This window comes from Acidovorax sp. GW823-FHT01C06 (assembly GCF_058798375.1).
This window is the reverse complement of sequence record NZ_JBXAKN010000002.1, coordinates 54,347-72,669: the sequence shown is the minus strand read 5'-3', so window position 1 is coordinate 72,669 and position 18,323 is coordinate 54,347. Positions and strand designations below refer to the sequence as shown.

The 18,323-nt window shown below is 67.3% G+C and carries 14 protein-coding genes; 7 read left to right on the top strand and 7 right to left on the bottom strand.

Annotated elements, in window-relative coordinates; all coding sequences use genetic code 11:
• Positions 1-113 precede the first annotated feature (113 nt).
• Entirely contained in the window at positions 114-935 is an 822-nt protein-coding gene (gene ppsR, locus AC1RCS_RS05925; protein ID WP_492244040.1) for a posphoenolpyruvate synthetase regulatory kinase/phosphorylase PpsR, read from the bottom strand.
• A 196-nt stretch (positions 936-1,131) separates the two neighbouring features.
• On the opposite strand from ppsR, the gene ppsA reads away from it, so the two are divergent.
• The 4 genes from ppsA (at position 1,132) to AC1RCS_RS05905 (ending at position 6,842) form a co-directional block, all read left to right on the top strand.
• Positions 1,132-3,522, top strand: a complete 2,391-nt coding sequence (ppsA, locus tag AC1RCS_RS05920) for a phosphoenolpyruvate synthase (protein ID WP_492244039.1) — start codon at positions 1,132-1,134, stop codon at positions 3,520-3,522.
• Positions 3,523-3,717: 195 nt separating this feature from the next.
• A complete protein-coding gene (locus AC1RCS_RS05915) occupies positions 3,718-4,050 on the top strand; it encodes a DUF4212 domain-containing protein (RefSeq protein WP_492244038.1) in 333 nt (110 codons plus the stop codon).
• Positions 4,051-4,052: 2 nt separating this feature from the next.
• The gene (locus AC1RCS_RS05910) at positions 4,053-6,143 is read left to right on the top strand and encodes a VC_2705 family sodium/solute symporter (protein ID WP_218295392.1); all 2,091 of its coding nucleotides are present in this window, start codon (positions 4,053-4,055) and stop codon (positions 6,141-6,143) included.
• 189 nt (positions 6,144-6,332) lie between these two features.
• The gene (locus AC1RCS_RS05905; protein ID WP_218295391.1) at positions 6,333-6,842 is read left to right on the top strand and encodes a hypothetical protein; all 510 of its coding nucleotides are present in this window, start codon (positions 6,333-6,335) and stop codon (positions 6,840-6,842) included.
• A gap of 167 nt (positions 6,843-7,009) precedes the next feature.
• On the opposite strand, the gene AC1RCS_RS05900 is transcribed toward AC1RCS_RS05905, so the two are convergent.
• From AC1RCS_RS05900 to AC1RCS_RS05890, 3 genes are all read right to left on the bottom strand, one after another.
• Positions 7,010-7,369, bottom strand: a complete 360-nt coding sequence (locus AC1RCS_RS05900; RefSeq protein ID WP_218295390.1) for an FKBP-type peptidyl-prolyl cis-trans isomerase — start codon at positions 7,367-7,369, stop codon at positions 7,010-7,012.
• Positions 7,370-7,501: 132 nt separating this feature from the next.
• Positions 7,502-7,810, bottom strand: a complete 309-nt coding sequence (locus AC1RCS_RS05895; RefSeq protein WP_218295389.1) for a winged helix-turn-helix transcriptional regulator — start codon at positions 7,808-7,810, stop codon at positions 7,502-7,504.
• Between the two features lie 202 nt (positions 7,811-8,012).
• A complete protein-coding gene (locus tag AC1RCS_RS05890; RefSeq protein WP_218295388.1) occupies positions 8,013-8,918 on the bottom strand; it encodes a LysR family transcriptional regulator in 906 nt (301 codons plus the stop codon).
• Positions 8,919-9,092: 174 nt separating this feature from the next.
• Between AC1RCS_RS05890 and AC1RCS_RS05885 the strand changes: the two genes are divergently transcribed.
• The 3 genes from AC1RCS_RS05885 to AC1RCS_RS05875 all read left to right on the top strand — a co-directional run bounded on the left by AC1RCS_RS05885 (position 9,093) and on the right by AC1RCS_RS05875 (position 12,427).
• Positions 9,093-10,034: a hydroxymethylglutaryl-CoA lyase gene (locus AC1RCS_RS05885; RefSeq protein WP_492244247.1), complete on the top strand. Its 942-nt coding sequence runs from the start codon at positions 9,093-9,095 to the stop codon at positions 10,032-10,034.
• A 62-nt stretch (positions 10,035-10,096) separates the two neighbouring features.
• Positions 10,097-11,341, top strand: a complete 1,245-nt coding sequence (locus tag AC1RCS_RS05880; protein ID WP_369642879.1) for a CaiB/BaiF CoA transferase family protein — start codon at positions 10,097-10,099, stop codon at positions 11,339-11,341.
• 69 nt (positions 11,342-11,410) lie between these two features.
• The gene (locus tag AC1RCS_RS05875) at positions 11,411-12,427 is read left to right on the top strand and encodes a tripartite tricarboxylate transporter substrate binding protein (protein WP_492244037.1); all 1,017 of its coding nucleotides are present in this window, start codon (positions 11,411-11,413) and stop codon (positions 12,425-12,427) included.
• Positions 12,428-12,634: 207 nt separating this feature from the next.
• Here the strand turns inward: AC1RCS_RS05875 and AC1RCS_RS05870 are convergent, their stop codons facing one another.
• The 3 genes from AC1RCS_RS05870 to rpoD all read right to left on the bottom strand — a co-directional run bounded on the left by AC1RCS_RS05870 (position 12,635) and on the right by rpoD (position 18,110).
• Positions 12,635-14,215: a methyl-accepting chemotaxis protein gene (locus AC1RCS_RS05870; RefSeq protein ID WP_492244036.1), complete on the bottom strand. Its 1,581-nt coding sequence runs from the start codon at positions 14,213-14,215 to the stop codon at positions 12,635-12,637.
• 227 nt (positions 14,216-14,442) lie between these two features.
• Positions 14,443-15,480: a Bug family tripartite tricarboxylate transporter substrate binding protein gene (locus AC1RCS_RS05865; protein ID WP_218295385.1), complete on the bottom strand. Its 1,038-nt coding sequence runs from the start codon at positions 15,478-15,480 to the stop codon at positions 14,443-14,445.
• Positions 15,481-15,740: 260 nt separating this feature from the next.
• Positions 15,741-18,110, bottom strand: coding sequence for an RNA polymerase sigma factor RpoD (gene rpoD / locus AC1RCS_RS05860; RefSeq protein WP_218295384.1), 2,370 nt, complete (start codon positions 18,108-18,110; stop codon positions 15,741-15,743).
• Positions 18,111-18,323: the final 213 nt, after the last annotated feature.

Sequence of the window (18,323 nt, the reverse complement as noted above, 5' to 3'; positions counted from 1 at the left end):
CCAATCGCTCACATATTAATAGCTATCAGATATTGCTGATCAAGCGCTAGAGCCTTTTTTAATCAAGCGACGGGGTGCGACGCGTTCGGCGCAAACGCTCGGCGGTTCGCCCCTCAGTACACCAGCCGCTCCGGCCGGATCTCCTGCAGGATGGTCGTGGCGATCTCTTCGATGGACTTGGTGGTGGTGGACAACCACCGGATGCCCGCGCGGCGCATCATGGCCTCGGCTTCGGAGACTTCCATGCGGCAGTTCTCCAGGCTGGCGTAGCGGGAGTTGGGACGGCGCTCCGCGCGGATTTCGGCCAAGCGGTCGGGGCTGATGGTCAGGCCGAAGATCTTGCTGCGAAACGGCACCAGCGCGGGGGGCAGCTGGCGGCGCTCGAAGTCTTCGGGGATCAGCGGGTAGTTGGCCGCCTTGAGGCCGCACTGCATGGCCAGGTACAGGCTGGTCGGTGTCTTGCCGCTGCGGCTCACGCCCACCAGGATCACGTCGGCACCCGCCAAGTCACGGTTGCTCTGGCCGTCGTCGTGCGCCAGGCTGAAGTTGATGGCCTCGATGCGGTCGGTGTATTCCTTGCTGCGGCTCACGTCGCTGAAGCGGCCGATACGGTGGTGCGACTTGATGCCCAGTTCTTCTTCCAGCGGGTGCACGAAGGTGCCGAACATGTCCAGCAGCATGCCCTTGCAGCCTTCCTGGATGACCTTGAGCACTTCCATGTTGACAAGGGTGGTGAAGACCACAGGCTTCTTTCCCTCGACCTCGCCCGTGTGGTTGATCTGCCGCACCGCCTGGTGGGCCTTGTCCACGGTGTCGATGAAGGGCAGGCGCACATGGCGCGGCTTCATCTCGAACTGCGCCAAAATGGCATTGCCGAAGGTTTCGGCGGTGATGCCGGTGCCGTCCGAGACGAAAAAAACGGTGCGCGTGTGCATGGAGCAGGGTGCCTTTCAGTACGTCAGCCTGCCGCCAGTGCCGCAGGCCTACAATTGTGACAATTATCCAAATTCTCACCATGCACTTCGTCGGCCCACAACCACAACGACAAAGCCGCTGCCCGTGCATGGCCGCTCGCCCATCGCTCCAAGGGGGCGGGCGCGCAGACCCGGTTTCAACTTCTGGAGCTTTCCCATGTCTGCACTTTTCAGCCCGACCGCCCTGGTCGTACCGTTTGAAAACCTGAGAATGACCGATGTCGAGGCCGTAGGCGGTAAAAACGCCTCCCTCGGCGAGATGATCTCCCAGCTGCCCCAGGGCGTGCGGGTGCCCACGGGCTTTGCCACCACGGCGCACGCGTTTCGCCAGTTCCTGGCCCACGACGGCCTGGCCGACAAGATCAGCGCCAAGCTCAAGAGCCTGGACACCGAAGATGTGCGCGCCCTGGCCGCCGTCGGTGCCGAGATCCGTGCCATGGTCGAGGCCCAGCCCTTCCCGGCCGACCTGCAACAAGCCATTGCCGAAGCATTCGCCACGCTGAGCGCCGGCAACCCCGCCGCCTCGTTCGCGGTGCGCTCGTCCGCCACGGCCGAAGACCTGCCGGACGCATCGTTTGCGGGCCAGCAGGAGACCTTCCTGAACGTGGTGGGCATCGACGACGTGCTGCACAAGATGAAGGAGGTGTTCGCCTCCCTGTACAACGACCGCGCCATCTCCTACCGCGTGCACAAGGGCTTCGAGCACGACGTCGTGGCCCTGTCGGCCGGGGTGCAGCGCATGGTGCGCTCCGACCTGGGCGCGGCCGGCGTGATGTTCACCATCGACACCGAGTCCGGTTTTGAAGAGGTGGTGTTCATCACCAGCAGCTACGGCCTGGGCGAGACCGTGGTGCAAGGCGCCGTGAACCCCGACGAGTTCTACGTGCACAAGCCCATGCTTCGTGCCGGCAAGAAGGCCGTGATCCGCCGCAACCTGGGCAGCAAGCTCATCCAGATGGTGTTTTCCACGCCCCAGGAGAAGGCCGCCTCGGGCAAGCTGGTGAAGACCACCGACGTGCCCACCGAGCAGCGCAACCGCTATTCCCTGACCGATGCCGACGTGCAGCAGCTCGCCCAGTATGCGCTGGTGATCGAGCAGCACTACGGCCGCCCGATGGACATCGAATGGGGCAAGGACGGTACCGACGGCCAGCTCTACATCCTGCAGGCACGGCCCGAAACCGTGAAGAGCCAGTCCAAGGGCCAGGCCGAGATGCGCTACAAGCTCAAGGGCCAGGGCACCGTGCTGGCCGAGGGCCGCGCCATTGGCCAGAAGATCGGCACCGGCCCCGTGCGCCTGGTGCACAACATTGCCGAGATGGACAAGGTGCAGCCCGGTGACGTGCTCGTGACCGACATGACCGACCCCAACTGGGAACCCGTGATGAAGCGCGCCAGCGCCATCGTCACCAACCGGGGCGGCCGCACCTGCCACGCCGCCATCATCGCGCGCGAGCTGGGCATTCCGGCCGTGGTGGGCTGCGGTGACGCGACCGAACTGCTGAAAGACGGCACGCTGGTCACCGTGAGCTGCTCCGAGGGCGACACCGGCCGCATCTACGACGGCCTGCTGGAAACCGAGGTCACCGAGGTGCAGCGCGGCGAGATGCCCAGCATCCAAACCAAGATCATGATGAACGTGGGCAACCCCCAGCTGGCCTTCGATTTCTGCCAGCTGCCCAACGAGGGCGTGGGCCTGGCGCGCCTCGAGTTCATCATCAACAACAACATCGGTGTGCACCCCAAGGCCATCCTGGACTACCCGCAGATCGATGCCGACCTGAAGAAGGCCGTGGAGTCCGTGGCCCGGGGCCATGCCAGCCCGCGCGCCTTCTACGTGGACAAGGTGGCCGAAGGCGTGGCCACCATCGCCGCCGCCTTCTATCCCAAGCCGGTGATCGTGCGCCTGTCGGACTTCAAGTCCAACGAGTACAGGAAGCTCATCGGCGGCAGCCGCTACGAGCCCGAGGAAGAAAACCCGATGCTGGGCTTCCGCGGTGCGGCGCGCTACCTGAGCGCTGATTTCGGCGAAGCCTTCGCGATGGAGTGCGAGGCCCTGAAGCGCGTGCGCAACGACATGGGCCTGACCAACGTGCAGGTGATGGTGCCCTTCGTGCGCACGCTGGGCCAGGCCGAGCGCGTGACGCAGCTGCTGGCCCAGCACGGCCTGCAGCGCGGCAAGGACGACCTCAAGGTCATCATGATGTGCGAGGTGCCGAGCAACGCCATCCTGGCCGAGCGTTTCCTGGAGTTCTTCGACGGCTTCTCCATCGGCTCCAACGACCTGACCCAGCTCACCCTGGGCCTGGACCGCGACTCGGGGCTGGAACTGCTGGCGCACGACTTCGACGAGCGCGACCCCGCTGTGCAGCAGCTGATCCACCAGGCCATCAAGGCCTGCCTGGCACAGGGCAAGTACATCGGCATCTGCGGCCAGGGCCCCAGCGACCACCCGGACTTCGCCCAGTGGCTGGCCGCCGAGGGCATCTCGTCGATCTCGCTCAATCCCGACAGCGTGATCGCCACCTGGCAGCAACTGGCCGGCTGACGTGACGCGGCAACCCCCCGGGCGGCCGTGCCGCTTTCCCCTTCTCGCGCGCCACGCGCAGAAGGGGGGGCGCGCCCGGCGCGGCGGGGCGGCACTTGTGCGGGGGGGCCTGTTGTTCGACCTGCCCTCATTGCACGGGCCACGCGTGGCCCGCAGGGCCGTGGATCGCTGAGAGCCTGCGTGAACGACTCCGCCATGCCCCGTCGATCACCATCCGAGGCGGAAATGGCGGGCCCGTTCCCGCCCGATCTGCACGATGTGCGGCACCTGAAACTCAAGGCGGGCCTGCTGCTGCTGTGGGCGCTGGTGTCGTTTGGCGCCACCTATTTCGCCAGGGACCTGCAGGTGCTGGTGTTCGGCGCCTGGCCCCTGGGCTACTGGATCGCGGCACAGGGTGCGGTGCTGGTGTTCATCGGCATCGTGGTGGCCTATGGGTGGGCCATGAACCGGTTCGAGCGCCAGGACGCTGAGCGCATTGCGGCCGCTGCGGCCGCATCCCTGGAAGACGCTGCCCGTCCTCCTGGCTGACCATGGCTGAGAACAATTCCTCCGGCGCAGACCGGGCTTACCTGTGGCGGCTGCACCGCATCCTGGCGCTGTATGTGGCGGGCGTGCTGGCCTTCCTGGCGCTGATGACCTGGGCGGAGCACCAGGGGCTCTCGCGCCACTGGATCGGCCCCATCTTCCTGTTCCTCACGGTGATGGTGTACGCGGGCATCGGCGTCTACGGCCGCACCACCGACCCGGAGGAATACTACGTGGCCGGCCGGCGCATTCCGCCCATGTACAACGGCATGGCGGCGGCGGCCGACTGGATGAGCGCCGCGTCGTTCATCAGCCTGTCGGGGGCGCTCTACCTGCAGGGCTTTTCCGGCACGCCGGGGCAGGCGGGGGGCCTCGCCTACCTGCTGGGCTGGACGGGTGGCTTCTGCCTCGTGGCGATGCTGATCGCGCCGCACCTGCGCGCCATGGGCCTGTACACCGTGCCCGATTTTTTCCACGTGCGTTTTGGCGGCCGGTGGCCGCGCGTGATCGCCGCGCTGGCCGCCGTGCTGTGCTCGTTCACCTACGTGGTGGCGCAGATCTACGGCGTGGGGCTGATCGCCTCGCGCCTGACCGGCGTGCAGTTCGAGATCGGCATCATGCTGGGACTGGGCGGCGTGCTGCTGTGCTCGTTCCTGGGCGGCATGCGCGCCATCACCTGGACGCAGGTGGCGCAGTACGTGGTGCTGCTGCTGGCCTTCCTGATCCCGGTGTCCTGGCTGGCCTACAAGCAGCTTGGCAACCCGCTGGCGCCGCTGGTCTATGGCGAGCAGATCAGCAAGATCGCCGATCTGGAGGCGCAACTGCTCGATTCGCCGGCGGAACACCAGGTGGTGCAGACCTACCTGCGGCGCGCCCAGGATTTCGAGGCCCGCCTGAGCGACGTGGAGGGTGCCCTGGAGCGCGAACGCGAGAAGGGGCGCGAGCGCATCCGCGCGCTGCGCACCCAGAACGCCGATGTGGGCCTGATCGTCACGGCCAGCCGCGAGCTGGCGGCCCTGCCGCGCGATGCCGCCGCGGCCCGCGAGCGCTGGACCCGCGAGATGCGCGAGAACTATGAGCGTGCCCGCCCCCTCGGTGGCCTGCCCCTGCACAGCCAGGCCTATGTGGGCGACCCGAAGGGCACCCCCGAGGAGCAGCGCGACTACGAGCTGACGCGCCGCAATTTCCTGGCGCTCATGTTCTGCCTGATGGTGGGCACGGCGGGCCTGCCGCACCTGCTCACGCGCTACTACACCTCGCCCACGGTGTCGGCGGCGCGCGCCTCGGTGGCGTGGTCGCTGTTCTTCATCGCCTTGCTGTACCTGAGCGCCCCGGCGCTGGCGGTGCTGGTGAAGTTCGAGGTCATGCAGAACCTGGTGGGCAGCAGCTTCGAGGCCCTTCCCAACTGGATGGCCCAGTGGGCACGCGTGGACAGCTCGCTGCTGTCGGTGGAGGACGTGAACAGCGACGGCATCGTGCAGTTTGGCGAGATCCGGCTCGGGGCCGACCTCATCATGCTGGCCACGCCGGAGCTGGGGGGCCTGCCGTATGTGGTCTCCGGCCTGGTGGCGGCGGGTGGGCTGGCCGCGGCGCTGTCCACCGCCGACGGCCTGCTGCTCACCATCAGCAATGCGCTGGTGCGCGACCTGTATTTCCAGGACACCCAGCGCGAGGCGTCGCCCGAGCAGCGTGTGATCCTGAGCAAGTTCGCGCTGCTGGCGGTGGCCTTGTCGGCGGCCTTTGTCGCGGCGCTCAAGCCGTCAGAGATCCTGCCCATGGTGTCGGCGTCGTTCTCCCTGGCCGCATCGGCTTTCGTGCCGGTGATGGTGCTGGGCATCTTCTGGCGCGGCACCACGCGGCAGGGCGCGGTGGCCGGCATGGTGGCGGGGCTGGGCGTGGCGGTGTACTACATGCTTTCGCATGTGTCGGCCATGCGCGCGCTGCCCAGCTGGATGCTGGCGGACGGGCTCTGGTTTGGCATCCAGCCCATCTCGGCCGGCGTGTTCGGCGTGCCGACGGGACTGGTGGTCGCCGTGGTGGTGAGCTGGGTGACGCGGCCCGCGCCCGCCTTGCCGCGCATCCGCTCCGAGATGTAGCGGCGCGGCGGGATTGCGGGTTGCGGCACGGGGCCAGGAGGGGCGCGCCCGCGTTCCGGCCAGCGCTGCCATGGTTATGCGTAAACCCCGATTTTCAATGGTGCGCAAACGTGAGAATCTGGCCTGCAGGGGCTCGTGGGGTGGTGGGTGCCCCGCGTCAACCCGCCACCGTTCAGCTCAAGGAGGCTCATGGTTCTCGTCAAAACGCCGGCAGGGCAAGAAGCGCTCAAGGACCGGCACGGCAGTCTCAGTTCGCGCCAGCGTTCGGCCTTCATCCTGTTTGATGGCAAGCGCTCCACGGGCGAGATTCTGGCGGCCACCGCCGCCATGGGAATCACGCAGGACGACGTGCAGGCCATGATCGCCCAGGGGCTGCTGGCGCCGCTGGCGGGGCAGTCCCTGCCTGCCGCAATGGCCGCCAGCCAGCCAGCCCCCGTGGCCGAACCCGCGCCAGCGACGGACCTGGGCACGGTGGCATCGCCGCTGGAGGGCTCGGGGCGCACGCCGAAAGAGCGCTACCAGGCGGCCTACCCGATTGCCACCGAGCTGACCGCCGCCATGGGGCTGCGCGGGTTCCGGCTGAACCTGGCCGTGGAGGGAGCGGGCAGTTTCGAGGACCTGGCGGCGCTGGCACCGAAGATCCGCGAGGCCGTGGGCGACGCGAAGTTCGAGCGGCTGGACAAGGCGCTTTTTGATTGATGGGACACCCCGAGCCGCTCTGTGCCTTTCCTTTCTACGGCACGGCATCCTTGCGCGCGGGCCTGGCCTGGGCTGCGCCCGTGCCAGAGGTGGCGGGCCAGGCGTAAAAAAAGCGGCCCGAAGGCCGCTTTGGTGTCGTGTCGGATGCTGCCGCGCAGGCTGCGCGATCAGCGGCCGACCTTGAGCAGTTCCACATCGAACTTGAGCGTGGCGTTCGGAGGGATCACACCGCCCGCGCCGCGCGCGCCGTAGCCCAGGGCCGCGGGGATGATCAACGTGCGCTTGCCGCCGATCTTCATGCCCTGCACGCCTTCATCCCAGCCCTTGATGACCATGCCGCCGCCCAGCGAGAACTCGAAGGGGTCGTTGCGGTCGTGGCTGGAGTCGAACTTGGCGCCTTGCTCGCCGTTGTTGTAGAGCCAGCCGGTGTAGTGCACCGAAACGTTCTGGCCCTTGGTGGCTTCGGCGCCGTCGCCCACGGTGGTGTCTTCGTATTGCAGTCCGGATGCGGTGGTGGTCAGTGCCATGGATGAAATTCCTTGCTTGCTATTAAAAATATAGCTTCTAGCGCTTGTATGTCATGCGCTAGAAGCTAATTTGGCCCTGTATTTTAACGAGAAGCCCCTTGGCGGGGAACAGACGGGACCGCTGGCCTGTGGTCAGACCTTCTTGGCGCGGCCGGCCACCCAGCGGGTGGCGAAGGCCTGCACGTCCGACAGGCGCTTGAGCAGGTCGGCGCCGGAAGGAGTGACGGTGTAGCCGTCGCTGCCATGGTCCACGAAGCCGGCTTCGCGCAGTTCCTTGATGCGGGTGTTGAGCGTGTTGGGGGTGATGCCCCCCACGCTGTCCTGCAGCAGGCGGAAGGTCTGGGGGTGGCCGTCCTTCAGGGCCCAGAGCACGCGCAGTGCGTAACGGCATTCGAGCCGCTCGAACAACTGGTTGATGGCGGCATTTTCTTTGGAGCTCATGGACGCTTCTCCTCGCGCAAGTGTTGGATCAAGTTTTCATTCGGGTGGGCGAATGCCGGGCCCGCTGATGCGCTGAGACTATAGCGCGGAACCCATTTTGCTACAAGTTTAGTAGCTCAGAACGCACACCACGCATGCGCTACGCCCCAAAAATGACGTGTTACAACTCAAACTGTTGCGATGGGGCCACGGTTGGAGGCGGTCATTCCTGGCGGCCCAGCCCCGCCAGGTGGTGGACCAGCAACTGTGCGGCCGGGGTCAGCATCTGGGCGCTGCGGTAGCAGATGGCGAAGCGCCGCCGGGCCCAGGGATCGCTCAGCGGAATCACGCGCACCGGGGCGGTCTGGGCAAAGGGCAGGGCGACCTCGCGCGGCACGACGCTGATGGCCAGGTTGGCGCGCACCACCCGCAGGGCCGCGTCGAAGTTGGACACCAGCACCCGGTGCGCGAGCATTTTTCCCTCCACGGCCGCGGCGCGCGCCAGCAGCACCTGCACGGCGCTCAGCGCGGGCATGCTCACGAATTCATGGTCCAGCACGTCGGCGAACCGCACGCTGGCGTGCCGGGCCACGGGGTGCGAGGCATGTGCCACCACGGCGAGGTGGTCGTTGCGGTAGCCGCGCGTTTCCAGTCCGGAGAGGTCCGCCGCGTCCCAGCAGATGCCAATGGACGCGCTGCCGTCGCGGATGCCCTGCACCACGTCCGGGCTCACGCGTTCCTCCAGGCTCACCTGGATGTCGCGGTGCGCCGGGTCCTGCAGGAAGGCGGCCACATCGTCGGCCAGCGATTCGGCCATGACCGAGGCCGTGACCAGCATGCGCACGTGGCCCCGGATGCCGGTGGCATAGGCGGCCATGTCACGCTCGATCTGGCCCACGCTGGCGAGCATGGTGCGCGCGTGTTCCAGCAGCGTTTCCCCCGCCGGGGTAGGAATGACGCCGCGCCGCTTGCGCACCAGCAGGGCGGTGCCCACCGTGTCCTCCAGCTGGGCCAGCCGCTTGCTGATGGCCGAACCCACGATGGACTCCTGCTCGGCCACGCGCGCGATGCTGCGCTGCTCGCACACGGCGGCAAACAGGCGCAGGGTCTGCAGGTCGAGATCGCGCATGCAATTGCCTCCGCTTGAAAGACTGTGATGTTCCTTTTGTGAATCATATGGCTTCCGAGATGTATTTTCTGATTCTGTTGGGAATTTCTAGAATCTCCCACGGAACACCAACGAGCTGGAGACAACGCCGTGAACACCCCTTCTTTTTTCCCCGCGACCCGTCCCGCGCCCGGCATGGCGCCCGCGCGGGCCGTGGTGCGCGAAGTGGGCCTGCGCGACGGCCTGCAGAGCATCGCCACCGTGGTGTCCACCGCGCACAAGATCGACTGGCTCGACGCGGCCTATGCCGCGGGCCAGCGTGAGATCGAGGTCGGCTCCTTCGTGCCCGCCCGCCTGCTGCCCCAGCTGGCCGACACCGCCGAGGTGCTGGCCCATGCCAAGACCCTGCCGGGCCTGGTCGCCTCGGTGCTGGTGCCCAACTACAAAGGCGCCGAACGTGCGCTTGAATGCGGCGCCGACCTGATGGTGGTGCCCCTGTCCGCCAGCCATGCCCACAGCCTGGCCAACCTGCGCAAGACACCCGACGACGTGGTGGCCGAGGTGGCGCGCATCCGCGCGCTGCGCGACGCCAGCGGCAGCCGCTGCCTGATCGAAGGCGGCGTGGGTACGGCGTTTGGCTGCACCCTGCAGGGCGAGGTGGCCGAGAGCGAGGTGCTGCGCCTGATGCAGGCCCTGCTGGATGCCGGGGCCGACCATGTGAGCCTGGCCGACACCGTGGGCTATGCCGACCCGGCCTCGGTGGCCCGCCTGTTCGAGAAGGCCCGCGCGCTGGTGGGAGACCGGCTGGCCTGCGCGCACTTTCACGACACGCGCGGCATGGGCCTGGCCAACGTCTACGCGGCCTGGCAGACCGGCATCACCCGCTTTGATGCCTGCCTGGCCGGCATCGGCGGCTGCCCGCACGCGCCGGGCGCCAGCGGCAATGTCACCACCGAAGACCTTGTGTTCATGCTGGAACGCATGGGCGTCGCAACCGGCATCGACGTGGACGCGCTGCTGGCGCTGCGCGAGCGTGTGGCGGGCTGGCTGGCCGGGGAGACCCTGCACGGCACGCTGTGGCAGGCCGGGGTACCGCGCACCGGCGCAGGGACCGTCTCCCTCGCCGCCATCCACTGAGCTCGCCACGAGCTCAACATTGAGCCACCGCCGCGCGCCCTTCCATCCCGTATCGTCGCCCCATGACATCCCACACCGATTCTTCTTCCTCCCCGCTCGCGCCACCCGGCACCTCTGCCCCCCGTGCACTGCCCCTGCAGGGCCTGCGCGTGGTGGAGTTCACCCACATGGTCATGGGCCCCACCTGCGGCATGGTGCTGGCGGACCTCGGGGCCGAGGTCATCAAGGTCGAGCCCGTGGACGGCGACCGCACGCGCCACCTGCTGGGCGCCGGCGCGGGCTTCTTCCCCATGTTCAACCGCAACAAGAAGAGCATCGCGCTGGACCTGCGCAGCCCCGAGGGCCTGGAGGTCGCGCGCAAGCTGGCCGCCTCGGCCGACGTGGTGGCGCAGAACTTCAAGCCGGGCGTGATGGCGAAATACGGGCTGGACCACGCGGCCCTGAGCCAGCTCAACCCGCGCCTGATCTACGTGAACCACACCGGTTTCTTGCCGGGCCCGTATGAGCACCGCACGGCGCTCGACGAGGTGGTGCAGATGATGGGCGGCCTGGCCTACATGACCGGCCGGCCCGGCGACCCGCTGCGCGCGGGCACCAGCGTGAACGACATCATGGGCGGCATGTTCGGCGCCATCGGTGCGATGGCGGCGCTGATGCAGCGCGGCATCACCGGGCGGGGGCAGGAGGTGGATTCGGCGCTGTTCGAGAACAACGTCTTCCTGGTCGGCCAGCACATGATGCAGTACGCCGTCACCGGCCAGCCGGCCGCGCCCATGCCGGACCGCATCTCGTCCTGGGCGCTGTACGACGTGTTCAGCGTGAAGGATGGCGAGCAGATTTTCCTGGCCGCCGTCAGCGATGCGCAATGGATCACCTTTTGCGACGCCATGGGGTTCGCCGACCTCAAGGCCCACCCGCAACTGGCCACGAACAACGACCGGGTGCGCGCCCGTGCCACGCTGATGCCCGACCTGCGCCAGCGCCTGGCCACTTACAGCGCCGCCGAGCTGGCGGCCATCTTTGAAAAGCACGGCCTGCCGTTCGCACCCATTTCGCGGCCCGAGCAGCTCTTTGACGACCCGCACCTCAACGCCACGGGCGGCCTGGCCGACATCACCCTGCCCGATGGCGAGCGGGCGGGGCAGACCGCCCGCACCACGCTGTGCCCGCTGCGCATGGACGGCCAGCGCCTGGGCGTGCGGCTGCAGCCGCCCGTGCTGGGCCAGCACACCGGCGCGCTCATGCAGGAACTGGGCTACACCCCCGCGCAGATCCAGGCGCTGCAGGACAGGCACGCCGTGGCTTGAGCAATGCGCCCGCTGGGGCGCGTGCACCCGCCGGGCGATGGATGAGATCACAACACGGAGACAACCGCCATGCACCACCATCCTTTCATCCACCACCACCCCGCCTGCCCGCCACCGGCGCTGCGCCGGCGCACGGCGCTGGCCGCGTTGGCCGCCGGCCTGGCAGCGCCTTTGCACGCGTGGGCCCAGGCGGCGTCGGAGCGCCCGCTGCGCCTGATCCTGCCCGTGAGCGCCGGTTCGGGCGTGGACGGCCTGGCGCGCGCCTTCGGGCCCGGCCTGGGCAAGTCGCTCGGGCGCGCCGTGGTGATCGAGAACTTCCCCGGAGCGGGGGGCATCACCGGCACCTCGATGATCGTCAAGGCGCCCAGGGACGGCTCGGCACTGGGCATGGTGTCCAACAATCACGTGGTGAACCCCAGCGTCTTCAAGAGCATTCCGTACGATGCCGTCGACGACGTGACGCCCATCACCGTGATCGGTGCGACGCCGTTCGTGCTGGTGGCGCACCCCTCGGTGGCCGCCCGGAACGTGCGCGAACTCATCGCCCTGGCCAAGGCCCAGCCCGGGACCCTGAACTACGGTTCATCGGGCAACGGGACCATCCTGCACCTCGCGGCCGAGATGTTCGTGCACGAAGCGCAGGTCGACATCAAGCACATCCCCTACCGTGGCATGGGGCCGCTCACGGCCGACGTGCTGGGCGGGCAGATCCAGCTGGCGTTCATCGCGGTGGCCGTGGCGGCGCCGCATGTGAAGGCGGGCACGCTCAAGGCCATCGGCCTGTCGTCCACCACCCGCTCGCCGCTGTTGCCGGATCTGCCCACTATCGCGGAACAGGGCCTGCCGCAGTACGCGCTGGATGGATGGGTCGGCATGGTGGGGCCCGCGGGCCTGCCCAAGGCGGAGGCCGAACGGGTCTACCAGGCCGTGCGCGCCACCCTGGGGATGCCCGAGGTGCGCGACGCGCTGCTCGGCCAGGGCTACCTGCTGCAGGCCACAACGCCGGATGCCACGGCTGCGTTCTTCCGCACCGAGGTGGCGCGCATGGCGAGGCTGGTGAAGCAGTCCGGGCTCAAGATAGATTAGTTGAGGAGCCCTCCCTCCGAGGCGCTGCGCGCCTGCGCGGCCCCGGTTGCAGGGGCAATGCGCAGGCCGCTGGACAACGGAGATCCTCCGCCGTGGTCCAGGAAATCCATGGAAACGGGTGTCCGGCGCTTATTGGAAAAGGGCCTATTGCTATACAAAATATAGCAATAGGCGCTTGTTCGACGCCAGTACGTCCCTGTGCGGCATTCAATGCGCCGCAGGTGGCAATGCCAAGGCACGGTGGCTGCCGCGCAGGCGGAACACCTCCACGGCCTCCACCAGCTGGCGCGCCTGGCCGCTCAGGCTGCCGGCCGCCGCCGCGCTTTCTTCCACCAGGGCCGCGTTCTGCTGCGTGGTTTCGTCCATGCGCACGATGGCTTGCGTGACGCGCAGCATGTCGCTGGTCTGCGCGGTGCTGGCCTGGCTGATTTCGTTCATCAGCGCGCTCACGCCCTGGATGGAGGAGACCACCTCCGTCATGGTGCTGCCCGCGTTGCGGGCCAGGTCGGAGCCGGCCTGCACGCGCTCCACGCTGGTCTGGATCAGCTCCTTGATCTCGCGCGCGGCGCTCGCACTGCGGGTGGCCAGGTTGCGCACCTCGCTGGCCACCACGGCAAAGCCGCGCCCCTGCTCGCCGGCGCGTGCGGCTTCCACGGCGGCGTTGAGCGCCAGGATGTTGGTCTGAAACGCGATGCTGTCGATGACGCCGATGATGTCGGCAATGCGGCGCGAGCTGTCCTGGATGCCCTGGACCACCGTCACCATCTGTGTCACCACGTCGCCTCCGCGCTGGGCCACCGATGCGCCATTGCGGGCCAGCTCGCTCGCGCGCTGTGCGTTGGAGGCGTTCTGCTGCACGGTCGCCTGCAGCTGCTGCATGGACGAGGTGGTTTCGTCCAGCGACGACGCCTGCTCCTCGGTGCGCATGCTCAGGTCCACGTTCCCCTGGGCGATCTCTGCGCTGGCGCTCGCCACGCCCTCGGCGTTGCTGCGCACGCCCGACACCACGTTTTCCAGGTTCTCCTGCATGGTGCGCAGGGCCTCGAGCAACCGCGCGGGTTCGTCCTTGCCATCGACCCGGATGGTCGTGGTCAGGTCGCCCGCAGCCACCTTGTTGGCGACGGAGACGGCCACCCGCAGCGGGCGCACCACCGAGCGCGTGAGCAGCCAGCCCGCGCAGCCGCCCAGGGCCGTGACCAGCGCCAGCGCCACCAGGCTGCTGGCGAGCGCCCGCCGCGCGTTCAGCGCCGCCTGTTCGGCAATGGCCGCGCTGCTGGCGGCCACCTGCTCGCTCAGTGCGGTGAGCAGCCTGGCGGGGCCCTGGTCGATGTCGGCCACGTCGGCATCGCCCGCGGAGGGCACAAAACCGAGCGACTGGAACACTTCAAAGCCCTTGCGGTAGCCCTGCGCCATCTGCGCGTGGGCCTGTGTGAACTTCTGCAGCGCCGCCTTTTCCTGCGCATCGGTCAGCTGGGGCTCCAGCGCCTTCACCGCATCGGCCACGCGCTTTTCGCTGGCCTGGAACGCCGCCCAGTGCAGCTCGCGCTTGCGCGAGTCCTCGCCCCGCAGCAGGGTGTTCTTCCACTCCTGCACCTGGGTCTTGAACTCGTTTTCCATGCGGCTTACCGCGCGTTCCTGGGCCACGCGCTCCTGCACCGTGGTCTCGTAGGTGCCCAGGCTGCGGTACAGGGCCGCGATTCCGAACAGCGCGGCCCCCAGCAGAAGGGCGAGCACCAGGCCCAGCGCGGTGGCCATGCGTGCGCCGATGGAGTGGTTGGACATTTTCATCAGCGGCTCCTGGCAATGCTTTTCAGATGAACTGGCTGCGGTGGCAACTGGCATGGCCATGGCCCGAGGCCGCCATGCAAGGGCCGCCCCCGCCGCGCGGGCGGCGCACCCGCTTGCGGGGCCGGGCGTCGCCACTCCAAGCGGTTTGCCGGCGCCGGCCCGCACGGCCCCGAAGGGCGGCCGCTCCTGGCCGCTGCGCCGGGGCGCGAAGCGACCCGGGGGTGTCTCTAGGCTTTCAGCTTGAGCAGGTACACCATGACCCGCGCCGTGGTGAGGTCCAGCTCCATGAACTCTGCCAAATCCTTGCCCGTCAGCCAAGAGGGTTCCCAGCGATTGTTCTTGAGCGTGCGCAGCCAGGACTCGTGGGCGGTGGCCGCCTCGACCGCGGCCAGCATCTCGGCCACGCGTGCGGGCGGCACGCCTTTGCCGGTGAACACGCCCCGCCAATTGGCCATGGTCGCGTCCAGTCCCTGCTCACGGAAGGCCGGCAGGCCAAAGGCGCTGCGGCGGGACGATACCCCGATGGCGCGCAGCTTGCCCGCCGCGATGGCGTCGCTGAATTCGCTGTAGCCGGAAAGGCCCATCGCCGCACCGCCGGACACGACGGCGTCCACCACTTCGGAGCCGCCAGCGAAGGGTTTGTAGACCAGGCCTTCCGGGCTGGCTTTGGACGCGCGGGCCAGCACCCCGGCAAAGATGTGGTCCACGCCCCCCGCGGAGCCTCCGGCCACCGGCACGGCGCGCAGGTCCGCGCGCATGGCTTCGGCCAGGTCCTTGGCGTTCTTGATGGGGGATTTGGCCGCCACCGCCGCCACCAGGTAGTCGCTGGTGAGCCGTGCGAGCGGCTGGATGTGGGTCAGGTCCACGGCGGGTTTCTGCAGGGCCACGGCGCCCACCATCACCATGCCGCCCATCAGCAGGGTGTTGGCGTCGTTGCCGTACTTCTCCGCGTACTTGGCCAGGCCGATGGTCCCGCCCTTGCCGCCGACGTTTTCGTATTCGATCTGGTCTGCCGCACCGACGGCGGCAAGGGCCGCACCCAGCGCCCGGCCCGTCTGGTCCCAGCCACCGCCGGGGTTGGCTGGGATCACGATGCGCAGCGTGGGCGCCAGCCTGGAGGCCTTGGCGGGCGCGCCGCGCGCGCCGGCGGCAGTTGCACCGGCGGCCTGCGCCCAGGCAGGCGCTGCAAGCGATGCGCCGAGCGCGCCCACGGCGCTGGCTGCGGCAGCCTGGGTGAGGATCTGGCGGCGGTTGAAGGATGTCATGCGGTGTCTCGCAAAAAGGTGGCAGGTCGTTGAACGGGCACGTGCAGCGTGCACTGGGATGCCAGGCCCTGCAGCCGGAGAGTGCCGAACTGCATGACAGTCTCCATCAGCAGTATGTAATAGTCGCGTTACAAGCTGTCATTTTGCTGTCGGGAGCATCGGGGTAAACGCGGGGCCGCCCCGCAGAAACGAAAAAGCCCCGCACCGCGATGCGGGGCAGGGCCTTGGGGTGCAGCCAGGGCAGCCGGCTGCCGGGGTGGTTACAGCGAATCGATGAAGCTGCGCAGCTTGTCCGAGCGGCTGGGGTGCTTGAGCTTGCGCAGTGCCTTGGCCTCGATCTGGCGGATGCGTTCGCGGGTCACGTCGAACTGCTTGCCCACTTCTTCCAGCGTGTGGTCGCTGGTCATCTCGATGCCGAAGCGCATGCGCAGCACCTTGGCTTCGCGGGGGGTGAGGCCATCGAGGATGTCCTTGACCACGTCGCGCAGGCCGGCCTGCATGGCGGCTTCGATGGGGGCGGTGTTGGCACCGTCCTCGATGAAGTCGCCCAGGTGGCTGTCGTCGTCGTCGCCGATCGGCGTTTCCATGGAGATCGGCTCCTTGGCGATCTTCATGATCTTGCGGATCTTGTCTTCCGGGATCTCCATCTTCGCGGCCAGGATGGATGCATCGGGCTCGAAGCCGAACTCCTGCAGATGCTGGCGCGAGATTCGGTTCATCTTGTTGATGGTCTCGATCATGTGCACCGGGATGCGGATGGTGCGCGCCTGGTCGGCGATCGAGCGCGTGATGGCCTGGCGGATCCACCACGTGGCGTAGGTCGAGAACTTGTAGCCGCGGCGGTATTCGAACTTGTCCACGGCCTTCATCAGGCCGATGTTGCCTTCCTGGATCAGGTCCAGGAACTGCAGGCCGCGGTTCGTGTACTTCTTTGCGATGGAGATCACAAGGCGCAGGTTGGCCTCGATCATTTCCTTCTTGGCATCACGCGAGGTGGCTTCGCCCTCGTTCATGCGTTTGTTGATGTCCTTGAGTTCCGTCAGCGGCACCACCACGCGCGATTGCAGGTCCATCAGCTTTTGCTGCAGTTCCTGCACGGGCGGAATGTTGCGCGCCATCACCGTGCTCCAGGGCTTGCCGGCGGCGGCCTGCTTTTCCACCCACTTCAGGTTCAGCAGGTTGGGCGGGAAGTCCTTGATGAAGGTTTCCTGCGGCATGCCGCACTTGTCCACGATGATGCGGCGCAGCTCGCGCTCCTTCTTGCGCACGTCGTCCACCTGGCCGCGCACCATGTCGCACAGCTTCTCGATGGTCTTGGCGGTGAAGCGGATGGTCATCAGCTCGGCCGACAGGGCCTGCTGGGCCTTCACGTACGCAGGAGTGCCGTAGCCTTCCTTGTCGTACACCTTGTGCACTTTTTCAAACAGCTCGCGCAGCTTGTCAAAGCGCTCCAGTGCCTGCTTCTTGAGCTCTTCGAGCTTCTTGGTCAGCGCCTTGGAGCCGCCCTTGCCGTCGTCGTCGTCGGCTTCGTCGAATTCGTCGAAGTCTTCCTCGGCCACATAGTCGTCGGCCTCGTTGGGGTTGGAGAAGCCGTCCACGATGGTGGAGATGACGACCTTGCCTTCGCGGATTTCCTCACCCATGTTGAGGATCTCGGCGATGGTGGCGGGCGATGCGCTGATCGCCTCCATCATGGCCATCAGGCCGCCTTCGATGCGCTTGGCGATCTCGATTTCGCCTTCGCGCGTGAGCAACTCCACCGTGCCCATTTCGCGCATGTACATGCGCACGGGGTCGGTGGTGCGGCCGAATTCCGAGTCCACGGTGGACAGGGCGGCTTCGGCGGCTTCCTCGGCTTCTTCTTCGCTGGCGCCCGTGGGAGCGTTGTCGGTGATGATCAGCGCCTCGGCATCGGGCGTCTGCTCGTATACGGCCACGCCCAGGTCGTTCAGCGTGGTGATGACGGCTTCGAGGGTTTCGGCATCCACCAGCTTGTCGGGCAAGTGGTCGGAGATTTCGACGTGCGTGAGGTAGCCGCGCGTCTTGCCCAGCTTGATCAGGGTTTTCAGGCGCGAGCGGCGCTTGGCCAGGTCTTCCTCGGATAGAACGGTCTCGTCCAGGCCGAATTCCTTCATCAAGGCGCGTTCCTTCGCCTTGCTGATCTTCATGCGCAGCGGCTTGACCTTCTCGACCGTGGCCGCGGCTTCGGTGGTTTCCTCGACTTCACCTTCCAGGTCCGCTTCGATGTCGGACAGGTCGGTATCGTCGCCGCTCTCATCGCCACCGGCCGCAGCCTTGGGCTTGCGGCCCCGCTTGGCGGGCGCCTTGGATTCGGCGGCACCCGCGGCCTTGGCGGGGCGTCCCGGGCGCTTCTTCGGGGTGTCTTCCTCGTCGGATGCGGCAGCCTTGGCGCGGACAGGCTTTTTCTTCAGCAATTCATCGGCGGCTTTTGTCAGCTCGGCAGAACTTTTCACGGGCACGGTTTTAACTTTCTTGGCTGCTGGGGCGGGTGCGGGTGCAGCTTTTTTGGCCGCGGCCTTCGCGGGAGCCTTGGCAGCAGGGGTGGAAACGGCCTTCGCGGCGGTGCCTGGAGCAGACTTGGGCGGCTTCGCGGACTTTTGAGCGGGCATGGGAGAACCTCAGAATCAAAAACGGACACAAAGAAAACGCAAGCGCCACAGATCCCGGCGCGGGTGGCAACGCGAAGCTGAAAATGTCTTCGCGCTTTGAGGGGAGGCCCTCAGGGGCAAGATGTCTGGGCGATCATTTGGTGTGCAGTCCTTGCGATGGTTGGGCTGGTTGTGCGCGTTTGTCACGGTGGCCCGGTTCGGAGGTGCTGCTGT